The 11167-nt window shown below is 72.4% G+C and carries 10 protein-coding genes; 8 read left to right on the top strand and 2 right to left on the bottom strand.

Going from position 1 to position 11167, the window contains the following annotated elements:
* Window positions 1-218: 218 nt before the first annotated feature.
* Both ABZ260_RS36225 and cysC read left to right on the top strand, forming a co-directional pair.
* A complete protein-coding gene (locus ABZ260_RS36225; protein ID WP_355626626.1) occupies window positions 219-947 on the top strand; it encodes a class I SAM-dependent methyltransferase in 729 nt (242 codons plus the stop codon).
* Window positions 948-1048: 101 nt separating this feature from the next.
* Entirely contained in the window at window positions 1049-2278 is a 1230-nt protein-coding gene (gene cysC / locus ABZ260_RS36220; RefSeq protein ID WP_355626624.1) for an adenylyl-sulfate kinase, read from the top strand.
* 36 nt (window positions 2279-2314) lie between these two features.
* Here cysC and ABZ260_RS36215 read toward each other — a convergent pair whose 3' ends face one another.
* On the bottom strand, window positions 2315-3496 hold the full coding sequence (locus ABZ260_RS36215) for a hypothetical protein (RefSeq protein ID WP_355626622.1): 1182 nt from the start codon (window positions 3494-3496) through the stop codon (window positions 2315-2317).
* Window positions 3497-3807: 311 nt separating this feature from the next.
* Between ABZ260_RS36215 and ABZ260_RS36210 the strand changes: the two genes are divergently transcribed.
* From ABZ260_RS36210 to ABZ260_RS36185, 6 genes are read left to right on the top strand one after another with little or no spacing between them, the layout of a single operon-like run.
* On the top strand, window positions 3808-5028 hold the full coding sequence (locus ABZ260_RS36210) for a Wzz/FepE/Etk N-terminal domain-containing protein (protein ID WP_355626620.1): 1221 nt from the start codon (window positions 3808-3810) through the stop codon (window positions 5026-5028).
* A complete protein-coding gene (locus ABZ260_RS36205) occupies window positions 5025-6317 on the top strand; it encodes a hypothetical protein (protein WP_355626618.1) in 1293 nt (430 codons plus the stop codon). Before ABZ260_RS36210 ends, ABZ260_RS36205 begins: the two co-directional genes overlap by 4 nt.
* Window positions 6314-7297 (top strand): hypothetical protein, encoded by a 984-nt coding sequence (locus ABZ260_RS36200; RefSeq protein ID WP_355626617.1) that lies wholly within the window; start codon window positions 6314-6316, stop codon window positions 7295-7297. Before ABZ260_RS36205 ends, ABZ260_RS36200 begins: the two co-directional genes overlap by 4 nt.
* Complete coding sequence (locus ABZ260_RS36195; protein WP_355626615.1) at window positions 7294-8151, top strand: sulfotransferase; 858 nt, start codon at window positions 7294-7296, stop codon at window positions 8149-8151. Before ABZ260_RS36200 ends, ABZ260_RS36195 begins: the two co-directional genes overlap by 4 nt.
* On the top strand, window positions 8139-9437 hold the full coding sequence (locus ABZ260_RS36190; RefSeq protein ID WP_355626613.1) for a lipopolysaccharide biosynthesis protein: 1299 nt from the start codon (window positions 8139-8141) through the stop codon (window positions 9435-9437). Before ABZ260_RS36195 ends, ABZ260_RS36190 begins: the two co-directional genes overlap by 13 nt.
* Complete coding sequence (locus tag ABZ260_RS36185; RefSeq protein ID WP_355626611.1) at window positions 9422-10348, top strand: sulfotransferase; 927 nt, start codon at window positions 9422-9424, stop codon at window positions 10346-10348. Before ABZ260_RS36190 ends, ABZ260_RS36185 begins: the two co-directional genes overlap by 16 nt.
* Window positions 10349-10362: 14 nt before the next feature.
* Here the strand turns inward: ABZ260_RS36185 and ABZ260_RS36180 are convergent, their stop codons facing one another.
* Window positions 10363-11082 carry a WecB/TagA/CpsF family glycosyltransferase gene (locus ABZ260_RS36180; RefSeq protein ID WP_355626609.1) on the bottom strand — a complete coding sequence of 240 codons (720 nt, stop codon included), beginning with the start codon at window positions 11080-11082 and terminating at the stop codon, window positions 10363-10365.
* Window positions 11083-11167: the final 85 nt, after the last annotated feature.

Here is an 11167-nt window from a genome sequence, read left to right as displayed (position 1 = left end):
GCACGCTGCGTGACGCGCTCTCCCGCCGAGATCGTCAAGACGGTGGAGGAGCCGGGTAAGAGCGGCCGAACCGCGATGCGCCAGCATCGCCAGAGGCAGGCCCGAACCGCGATGCGCCAGCATCGCCAGAGGCAGGCCCGAACCGCGACGCGTTAGCGTCGCCATGTAACAGCGGCAAATGCGCGATGAATCGTGCTGGGTTGACTACTCTCGGTTATATGTCAGAGGTGAGGTCGGTCGTCGATCGAGACGACCTGTTGAGTCAGCGGGTCAGGGAGCAGTGGACCAGCCAGCTCGGTCGGCGTCTCGACGTCTTGATCGCCGGGTGCGGATGGCCGGAACCGCTCGATCTGGGGCAGGCGGAGGCCAGGGTCATCGGGATCGACGAGGACCTGCCCGCGTTGCGTACGAGCACGTCCGCCCGCAAGGACCTGGACTCGTGGGCGCTGGGCGACCTGCGCTCCGTGCCGGTGCCGCCGCGGGCGTTCGACATCGTCTACGTGCCGTTCCTGCTTGAGCGGATCGAACACGCCGAGCTGGTGCTCGACCGGTTGCTCACCGGTCTGCGCCCCGGCGGGCTGCTGCTGGTCAGAATGCGCGACCGGGCCTCGGCGTACGGGGCCTGCGACCGGCTGGCGCCGTCGAGACTGCGGCGGATGCTGTGGCGCAGGTTCGTCCCCTCGGGAACGGTGGGCCCGCTGCCCGCCGTCTACGAGCAGATCGCCTCACGCGAGGGGATGCACTCCTTCTGCCTGGTGCGCGGGCTGATGGTGACCGAGGACATCTCCGCCGGCAGCGGGCCCGCGCTCAACGGACCTCTAGGTAAGCTTGCCCGCGCCGCCTGCTCGGTGGTGGAGGTCCTCTCCAGGGGACGCCGGCCCGCGTCTCACGACGAGATAACCATGGTGATCCGCAAGCCCCAGAGCCATTTCGCCCGGCTGATCTGAGATCCGCCGGAGCGGTGGAGCCGGGGGTCGCCGGACGGGGCGCCCATCCTGAGCAGGCGGGACCGGAAAGTCCGACGATCGGGATTGTGGAGCGGGAGCAGATGACGGCGCCTTTCGAGTGGACCCCCGACGCCCGCGAGCTGGCCGACCTCGAACTGCTGCTCTCCGGCGCCCTCAACCCGCTGACGGGCTTTCTGAGCTCGGCCGACGCGCACTCCGTGGACGAGCACGGCACGCTCACCGACGGCACCCCGTGGCCCGCGCCGGTCACCCTCACGCTGCCCGACGACCACCCCGCCGCCCCCGGCGACCGGATCACCCTGCGCGACCCCGAGGGCGCGGCACTGGCCGTGCTGACCGTCACCGGGCGCGAGGACGGCTTCGTCGCCGGCCCCGTGGCGGCCCTGGACGCCCCCGAGCACGGGCCGTTCGCCCGGCTCCGCCACACCCCGGCGCGGGTCCGCGAGGAGGTGGGCGAGCAGGAGGCGGTCCTGGCCGTCACCATGCGCGGGCCGCTGGGCGACCTCGACGAGATCGTGGCGACCGCGCAGGAGCTGAAGGCGTCGATCCTGCTTCTCCCGCTGGCGTACGGCGAGGGTGGGCCCGCGGTGGTCCGTGCCGCGCTCAAGGCCCGCGACAGGCTGCCGGAGGGCACGCTCGTGGCGGTGGTGCCGCTGGCGCCCAGGGAGCCCGCCATCGATCTGGAGCTGCGCGAGCGCGTGGCCGAGGCCTACGGCGCGACCGAGCACCTGGCGGGTCCGGACCCCGTGACGATCCCCGGGCCCCCGCACCGGCGGGGGCTGGTGATCTTCTTCACCGGCCTGTCGGGCTCCGGCAAGTCGACCGTCGCCCGGGGGCTGCGCGACGCGCTGCTTGAGCGTGGCAGCCGCACGGTGACCTACCTCGACGGCGACGTGGTGCGCCACCTGCTGTCGGCGGGGCTGACCTTCTCCAAGGAGGACCGCGACCTCAACATCCGCCGCATCGGCTTCGTCGCCGCCGAGGTCGCCAGGCACGGCGGCCTGGCGATCTGCGCGCCCATAGCGCCCTACGCCGCCACCCGCGAGGAGGTGCGCGCGACGGTCGAGGCCGTCGGCGCCGACTTCCTGCTGGTCCACGTCTCCACCCCGCTGGCGGAGTGCGAGCGCCGCGACCGCAAGGGGCTCTACGCCAAGGCCCGCGCGGGGCTCATTCCCGAGTTCACCGGCATCTCCGATCCGTACGAGGAGCCGGACGACGCCGATCTGGAGATCGACACCACGGGCATCAGCGTGGACCGGGCCGTGCACCAGGTGCTCGACCCGCTGATCCAGGGCGGCTGGATCCGCTGACGGATCCCGGCCCCGTGGTCCGCGCCGACGTCGGGCTCAGCCTGCGGGGACGGCGGCGTCGAGGTGCGGGTCGCGGGCGAGTTCGACGAAGCTCCGCCGGCCGCCGGGGGTGGTGTCGAAGCGGGTGTCGCCCCGGGGGGCGCGTGGCGAGTCGAAGTAGACCAGGGCTTTGATCCGCGGGTAGTCGCGGATCTCCTCGCGTACCGAGGCGAAGAACCACTCCTTGAACCCGGGCCGGTCGTGGCGCTCGAAGACGCCCCACTCGGCGAGCATGATGGGCTTTCCCGGGAAGCGCTCACTCATCCAGCGGTAGAACCCCGGCCACCGGGGGAAGTCGGGCCGGGTCTTGTTGACCAGTCCGTCGAAGCTGTGGACCCGGTGGTCGACGTAGGGGTCCATCCCCACCCAGTCGACCACGTCGTCACCGGGGTAGAGCCGCTCGAACCAGGGCTCCGACGCCCAGTTGGGCGCCCCCATGTAGGTCATCACGGTGACGGCGTTGGTCACGCCCCCGTGCCGCAGGCGCCGCACCACGTGCCGGAACATCGCCGCGTAGTCGGCCGCGGACATTCCCGCGCCGCGGGCCTCCCGGACGTCGTTCTCCGGCTCGTGGTGGACCGTGAGGAAGAACTTCTCCGGGAAGGTCCTCACGATGTGGGCGGCCAGCCGGTCGATCCGCTCGTCCAGCACCCCGTGCGCGATCTGCTCCCAGGTGTGGTCCAGGGAGGGCTTCCAGTTGATCAGCAGGAGCCTGCGGCCGTCGGGATCGCGGGCGATGGCGCGCTCCGCGGGGGTCGGGAAGAGCTCGTCCCCCCGGTGGTAGACGTGCATGATGTCGGCCGGGCGGCCCATCCGCCGCTCGGCTCCGGCCAGCGCCCGCTCGGGACGCCTCCCGGTGAAGATCTCCGGCGCGACGCCCCACCAGGCGCCGCAGGAGGGGACGAGCCTTCCGGTGACCTCGCAGGCGGCCCGTGGACGCTCGCCCGTCGGGCCCGGTACCCGCACGGGTGTCCGAGGCTCCCGGGACGCACCGGGACTCTCCGCTCCCGGCGAGGTGCCCGGCATGTCCGGCGTGTCCGGCGCCTGCCGGGCACCGGCGGCATCGGAGGTCTTCGAGGCGCTGGAGGTCTGGCCGCGCCCGCTCAGCCCCGCTATGCCCAGTCCGAGAGTGCCCAGCCCCAGTGCCAGGACGACAACCGAACCGGCAATTCTTACCATACGCGGAATTATGTCCATAGTGGCATTTGTCCGATGCACCGGTTCCTCACAGCCGTCGCGCGCACGCATTCTTCGACCATCACCGGGAAACACCTTCCCACCGCCTGGACGTGCCTCGTCCCCGACTTTACCGGTCCATGCCGGAGCCTCGGAGCGACCGGCGGGAAATGTCGGATAAATAGCCGTTATCTCACCGTGATTAGCAGGATCGACGCGAAGAAAATCTTGTGTATTGGTTCGGGGGAATGGGCAGCCGACCTATAGTTCCTAGGGTTCCCAGCGTCTGTTCGCCGGAGAGGCACCCGCGAAACATGAGCCCGTCACCGGACGCCCCCGGCCGCCGCGCAGGCGGAGATCTGGCGGACTACGCGTCGCTCCTCCGCCGCCGATGGCTGATCATCTGTTCGCTGCTCCTCACCGGAGCCGGTGGCGGCGCCGCCCTGCTACGGCTCACCCCGCCCTCCTACACCGCCTCCGCTCAGGTCCTGGTGACCGCCACCGGTTCGCCGGAACAGACCAACCAGGTCACCAACCGCCAGCGCGAACCGCTCAACCTCGACACCGAGGCCCAGGTCGCCCGGTCCGCGGTGGTCGCGGCGAAGGCCCGCGAGCTGTCCGGCGCTCCCGGCTGTCCCGCCGTGGTCTCCGTGCCGCCCAACACCTCGGTCCTGGAGATCTCCTGCACCGCCGCCGACCCGAAGGCGGCCGCCTCGGGCGCAAGCGCCTACGCCCTCGCCTACCTGGCCCAGCGCCGGGAGTCGTCCACCCAGATGCTCACGGCCCAGCTCAAGGCCGTGCTGGTCAAGCTGAGGCAGGTCAACGCGGGCCTCGCCAAGGTCGCCGCCACGCTTCCCCTGCTGAGCAGGGGCACCACGGAGCGAGCCCTCGCCCTCCGGCGGCAGGACATCCTCGGCCGCCAGGCCCAAACCCTCACCGCCAGGTACGACGCCCTCAAGACCATCGCCGTCACTCCCGGATCGGTGATCAGCAAGGCGGTGGCACCCACCGCCCCCAGTGCTCCCCGCCCGCCCCTCTACCTGGGCAGCGGCCTCATGGCGGGACTGCTCTGCGGGGTCGGGGTCGCCTGGCTCCGTGACCGCCTCGACACCGCCCTGCGGACCACCGCCGACGTCAGGCGCCTGACCGGCCTGGACGCCCTCGGCGGCGAGGAGATCCGCGGCCTGGCGGGCGCGGTGCTCGTGGTCGCCGTGCCGGGCACCTCCTCGCGCGAGGTGCGGGATGCCGTACGGACCCTGAACGACCGCGGAGTCCGTGTGATCGGCGCCTTCGTCGGCGGCGGTGACGCCGCCCCACCCGATCTCCCGTCCGGCCCCGCGCGGACCCCGCACATCTCGTCCGCGGCACAGCCCGGCGCGGCGCGCCCCAGGAGAGCCGAACGGCCCCTCGCGGGCCTGGCGGGCGGTGACCGGGCCGCACCGAACTCCCCGGACGCCGGGGTCGTGCCCGGGACGTACGGGAACATTCCATCTGGACGACAGGCCACGGCCGGGCGGAGGGGACATCGGCTGTGAGGAGGCTGCGTCCGGCCGCCTGGCCGATCGCCGCGCTCCTGGTGGGATATCCACTCTGGTGGGCGCTCGGTTTCGGCGGCCTGTCGGTGGTCGTGGTGGCTCCGGCGATGGCCCTGATCCTGCTACGGAGGCGGCCGATCAGGGCGCCGCGCGGGTTCGGGCTCTGGCTGCTGCTCCTGGCGGGCTACCTGATCAGCGCGCTGATGCTCGGCGAGATGCCACCGGGCACCTACGGCGAGTTCGGCGCCGGGCGGCTCGTCGGCTACCTGATGCGCCTCTGTCTCTACCTGTCGCTGACGATCATGGTGCTCTACCTCGGCAACCTGACGGAGGAGGAGCTGCCCCAGCTCACCCTGGTGCGCATGCTCGGCGCGCTGTTCGTCACGACCGTGGCGGGCGGCCTGCTGGGCGTGTTCGCCCCGCGCGCCGAGTTCACCTCACCGGTCGAGCTGATCCTCCCCGGCTGGATCAGCGGCAACCCCTTCGTCCACAACCTGATCCATCCCACCGCCGCCCAGGTGCAGAAGGTCCTCGGCCACGCCTCCCCCCGCCCGGAAGCGCCTTTCGAGTGGGCCAACGCCTGGGGCGGCAACATCTCGGTGCTGCTCGTCTGGTTCGTGATCGGCTGGTGGGTGTACGGCGGCCCGCGCAGGCGCCTGGTCATGATCCCGCTGACCGCGCTGGCCGCGATCCCCGTCGTCTACTCGCTCAACCGCGGCCTGTGGATCGGGCTCGGCGTCGCCGCCGCGTACGTCCTGGTGCGCCTGGGCACGCGGGCCCGCATCGCGGCCTGCTCGGCTCTGGCCGCGGGGGCGCTGGTGTTCGCCCTCAGCCCGCTACAGGCGATGGTGGCCCAGCGGCTGGACAGCCCGCACAGCAACGACATCCGCGCCTTCACCGTGTCGGCGACCGTCGCCGCCGCGGGCACCTCACCACTCATCGGCTACGGCAACACCAGAAACGCCATGGGCAACCACCGGACGATCACCACCGGCAGGAGCGGCTGGTGTCCCACCTGCGGCCACCCGCCGCTGGGGAGCGACGGCCAGCTCTGGTACCTGATGATCACGCAGGGCTTCACCGGGGCCGTGCTCTACGTGGCGTTCTTCGCCGGGGCCGTCCACCGCCACTGGCGCGACCGGAGCCCGATCGGCATGGCGGGGGTTCTCGTGATGATCCTCACCCTGCTCTACATGTTCGTCTACGACGGGCTGTTCACCCCGCTCAGCCTGTATCTGATCTCCTTCGCGCTGCTCTGGAGGAACTCGATGGAGAGCACCGCCGCATGAACGACGCGCGCGCCCGTCTGCGCTACCTCGACGAGACCATCGACCTGCTGTTCCCCGGTCCCGGCGCCCCGAGACCCTACACCCTGCTCCCCCACCGGCTGCTCCCCCGCAGGCTGGTCCCCCGCGCCTGGTGGCACCCCGGCGGGAGGCTCATCGTGCCGTCTGGACAGGACGGCATCGAGAACCACCTAAGCGAGGTGTTCGACACCCCCGTCCGCGTCACGCTGCGCGTGCGCCCCGCCCTGCGCGCCAACCGCAAGCCGATCCTGGAGGCACGCGGCCCCGACGGGCCGATCGCCTTCGTGAAGGTCGGTGACACCGAACTGACCAGGGAGCTCGTCGCACACGAGGCGCGGACGCTCGACCTGCTGGCCGGCGTGCCACTGAAGACGGTCGTCCCGCCCGCCGTGCTGCACCACGGATCCTGGCGCGGCCTGTCCGTGCTGGCGCTGACCCCGCTCCCGGTACGGCGGGGACGGATCCCCCGCGGCGTCCTCACCGACGCGATCGCCGAGATCGCCCGCATCCCCGCGGAGCCGGTCCCGGACCGCGCGCCCCCCGGAAACCTCCCGGACCCGGCAGATCATGCCTTCGGAGGCTCCACGCAGGCTGCTGGGCGGGGGTTCGCCTGGCACGGTGACCTGACGCCCTGGAACATCTCGCGGGGCCCCGACGGGCGGCTGCTGGTCTGGGACTGGGAGCGGTTCGGCACCGGAGTACCGCTCGGCTTCGACGCCGTCCACCACTTCTTCCAGCGGGCCCTGCGCCGCGACGATCCGGCCACCGCCGCCAGAGCCTGTGTGGCGCGGGCCCTGCGGGTCCTGGCCCCGTTCGGGCTGTCGGCTTCCGAATCCCGGCTGACCGCCATCCGCTACCTGATCGCGCTCGCCGACCGGCACACTGCCGACGGCCACGCGCCCCTCGGACCACCGGAACTCTGGCTCAGCCCCGTCGTCGACCCCCAGGAGACCTTGTTGTGAAACCCGCGCTGAAGCGCTCGCTCCACGCGGCCACGTGGGGCATGGGACGCCTCACCTCGGGGAGCCGGGTGCTGCCCTCCTTCCTCATCGTCGGGGCGCAGCGCTGCGGTACCACCTCCCTGTACCGTGCCCTGTCCCAGCACCCGCTCATCCTCAAACCGGTGCTGCGCAAGGGCGTGCACTACTTCGACATGGCGTACGACCGGGGCCTGTCCTGGTACCGGGCGCACTTTCCGCTGCGGATGTCGGCCTCCGTGCCGGCACGCAGGTACGGTTGCCGGCCCCAGGCCTTCGAGTCGTCGCCCTACTACCTGTTCCATCCCCTGGCCGGCCCCCGTATCGCCCGCGACCTGCCGGGTACCAGGCTGATCGTGCTGGTCCGCGACCCCGTCGAGCGGGCATTCTCCGCGCACGCCCACGAACTGGCCAGGGGGTTCGAGACGGAGCCGTCCTTCGCCAGGGCCGTGGAGCTGGAGGAGGACCGGCTGGCCGGAGCGGCGCAGGCCCTGCGCGACTCGCCGCACTCGACGAACCTGGCCCACCGCCACCACGCCTACCTGGCCAGGGGCCGCTACGCCGAGCAGCTCGCCCGGCTGGAGCCGCTGGTCGGCAGGGATCGCCTGCTCGTCATCGACAGCGGCCGGCTCTTCGCCGAACCGGAGCTCGTCTACGACCGCGTGCTGGCCTTCCTCGGGCTGCCGCACCTCGGCGACCCGGTGTTCGAACGGCACAACGCCCGGACCAGACCCGCTCCGATGCCCCGCAGGCTCCGCCGCGAGCTGGCCGGCCGCTTCGAGGAGCAGGACACCCTGCTGACCTCGTGGCTGGGCGGGGAGCCGTCGTGGCGCCGCTGAGCCCCGCCCGTCTGGCGGGGCTGACCGGGGCCGCGCGGAGCGGGGCGGCGGGGCTGCTGGGCGCGGGTGCCGGAGCCGCCGCCCAGTTCCTGACCGTCGTACTGGTCACCAGGGGGGTGGGCCAGGAGACGGCGGGTGCCTTCTTCTCGGCGACCACCCTGTGCCTGGCGGTCGCCACGGTCCTGCGGCTGGACGCGGGGAACGGGCTCGTCTACTTCATCGCCAGGTCCCGTCCTTTCGACTACCGCTGTACCTCCGGCTACGTCCGCGCGGCGCTCGTCCCGGTCGCGTCACTCTCGCTGGCGGCCGCCTGTGCGGTCATCCTCAGCACCTCCGACCCCGCGCTGCGGGTGCTGGCGATGGCCCTGCCCGCGGTGACATGCTCGGGCGTCGTGGTGAGCGCGACCCGGGGGTTCGGCTCGATGCGGCCGACCGTGCTGCTGGACGGCGTGCTCCAGCCGCTGGCCCAGCTCGCCCTGGTCGGGACCGTGGTGCTCGCGGGCCGTGATTCGGTGCCGCTGCTCGCCGCGGCCTGGGCACTACCGTACCTGTCGGTGCTGCTGCCGGCCTCGGCCTGGTTGCACCGGCGGCTGCCTCGGACGCCCTACCTGCCGGGCACCGCGCACGACCTGTGGCGCCACACCTGGCCCCGATCGCTGGCGGCCGGGATCCAGGCGGTGTTCCAGCGGCTGGACATCGTGATCGTGGCGTTGCTGGCCGGGCCGGCCGAGGCCGCCGTCTACACCGCCGCCACCCGTTTCAAGATCGTGGGGCAGCTGGCCGGCCAGGGCCTGGCGCAGGCCACCCAACCGAGGCTGGTGCGGGCCCTGGCCGAAGGCGACCTGCCACGTGCCCGGGAGCTGTACCAGTCGGCCACCGTCTGGCTGGCCCTGCTGACCTGGCCGGTCTGGCTCGGGTACGCGGCGCTCGCTCCGTGGCTGCTCGGAGCCGTCTTCGGGGACGGCTACGCCTCCGGTGCACCGGTGGCGATCGTGCTGGCCGCGACGATGACGCTCGCCACCGCGTGCGGGATGGCCGACGTGGTGCTGACCGCCGCCGGGCACACCGGCGCCAGCCTGGCCAACCTGGCCGCCGCCGTCGCCACGACCGTGTTGCTTGACCTGCTGCTGATCCCCTCCCTGGGCTCGCTCGGCGCCGCCCTCGGCTGGGCGGGGGGCACGGTGGTCAAGAACCTGCTGCCGCTCTGGCACATCCATCGCCGGTACGGCCTGCGGCCCTTCGGCGCGCACAGCCTGGCCGCCCTGAGCCCGTGGCGGGCATCCTGATGAGCGCCGCGCCCCCCGTACTGGTCACCGGGCTGCCCAGGACCGGGACGAGCTGGACGGGCAGGATGCTCGCGGCGAGCGGGGAACTGGTCTACGTCAACGAACCGCTCAACCCCGAACACCCACCTGGCGGCTCCCCGGGCGTCCTCGACTCCGTGGTCGGCCACCGCTTCCAGTACATCTGCGCCGGCAACGAGCGGCTCTGGCTGCCCGCCTTCACCCGCACCGTCGCGCTGCGCTACGGGTTCCGGGCCGAACTGCGCCGCAACCGCTCGCCGTACGACCTGGCGCGGATGGTCCGGTACGGCACCGCGTTCACGCTGGGGCGGCTGGGCGGCCGCCGGGCGCTGCTTGACGACCCGTTCGCGCTGTTCTCCGCCGGTTGGTTCGCCGACCGGCTCGGGTGCCGGGTGGTCATCCTGCTCCGCGACCCGGTGGCTTTCGTCGGTAGCTGGCAGCGGCTCGGCTGGACCGTCTACTTCCACGAGCTACTCGAACAACCACTGCTGATGCGCGACCAGCCCCACCTGGAGGCGCTGCGCCCGCTGGTCGGCTCCCAGGACCGCATCGCCAAGGCAGTGGCCCTGTGGCGGGCGGCCGGGATCACCGCCGCCGACCTGGCCGAGCGGCATCCTCAGGTAACCCTGGCCCGCTACGAGGACCTGGCCCGCGACCCGCTGACGGAGTTTCGCCGCCTGTACGGGTGGGCGGGCCTGGCGTGGTCGGCCCGCGCCGAGGAGCGCGTCCGCCGCGCGTGCACCGCCGCGTCCGGCGCGAGCAGCGGCGGCTTCGCCTGGAGCGGCCTGTCCCGAACGGCCTACCGGCCGATGGACTCGCGCCGCGCCCTCGCCGAGGCCGACGCCAGGCTGAGCCCGCAGGAGGCCCTCCGGGTCAGGGAGCTGGCCTCCTGACGGACGACGGTCCCTCAGGAGAAGAGCCCGCGCAGCAGGGAGACCACGAGAAGCCTGAGGGCGTACGGCAGATCGTCGACCAGATAGCGGCGGGCCAGCCTGCCAGGCTCCCGGGTCAGCCGGAAGAGCCACTCCAGGCCACCTTTGCGCATCCACGCCGGAGCCCGCCGGACGGTGCCCGCGGCGAAGGCGATCGCCGAGCCGCAGCCGACGAACCAGGTGCCCGGCAGGTCCCGGCGGAGCGAGGCGATGAGCCGTTCCTGCTTGGGGAAGCCGAGCCCGACGAAGACCAGCCGGGGTGCCGCGGCGATCACGGCGTCGCGTACCCGGGCATAGCTCTCCGGATCGTCCTCGAACCCGTACGGCGGGGCGTCGACTCCGGCGATCATCAGTTTCGGGTGACGGCCCACCAGCTCGCAGGCCGCCTGCACGGCCGCGCCCGCGGGGCCGCCCAGCAGGTACACGGGATGGCGGTAGAAGGCGGCGGCCTCCGACAGGGACCAGATCAGGTCGGCACCGGCGACCCGGCCGGGCAGGGGGGTGCCGAGCAGTCTCGCCGCCCACACCAACGGCATGCCGTCCGCCACCGCGAGGTCGGCGCCTTCGACGAACCCGCGGGCCCGCTCGTCGCGGGCGACGATCCGGCTGATGTCGATGTTCGGGGTGACGAGGTGGCCGCCCTCACCGCGTTTCAGCGCGGCGACCACGTGGTCGACCACCTCGCCCTCGGTCATCGGTCCATGGTCATCAGGGCGGCGCTGGTGTCGACGTCCCCGGCCTCGGTGAAGAACGCCTCGCCCCGGTTGGAGCCGGTCGCGT

The organism is Streptosporangium sp. NPDC006013 (genome assembly GCF_040614275.1).
Taxonomy (GTDB): Bacteria; Actinomycetota; Actinomycetes; order Streptosporangiales; family Streptosporangiaceae; genus Streptosporangium.
The sequence above is the reverse complement of the archived record's forward strand: the minus strand, read 5'-3'. Positions and strand labels throughout refer to the sequence as shown.

What these genes read in the sequence shown, in the direction of transcription:
- cysC (WP_355626624.1), top strand. Translation starts at nt 1,049, where the DNA reads ATGACGGCGCCTTTCGAGTGGACCCCCGACGCCCGCGAGCTGGCCGAC.
- ABZ260_RS36210 (WP_355626620.1), top strand. Translation starts at nt 3,808, where the DNA reads ATGAGCCCGTCACCGGACGCCCCCGGCCGCCGCGCAGGCGGAGATCTG.
- ABZ260_RS36225 (WP_355626626.1), top strand. Translation starts at nt 219, where the DNA reads ATGTCAGAGGTGAGGTCGGTCGTCGATCGAGACGACCTGTTGAGTCAG.
- ABZ260_RS36180 (WP_355626609.1), bottom strand. Translation starts at nt 11,082, where the DNA reads ATGACCGAGGGCGAGGTGGTCGACCACGTGGTCGCCGCGCTGAAACGC.
- ABZ260_RS36200 (WP_355626617.1), top strand. Translation starts at nt 6,314, where the DNA reads ATGAACGACGCGCGCGCCCGTCTGCGCTACCTCGACGAGACCATCGAC.
- ABZ260_RS36215 (WP_355626622.1), bottom strand. Translation starts at nt 3,496, where the DNA reads ATGGTAAGAATTGCCGGTTCGGTTGTCGTCCTGGCACTGGGGCTGGGC.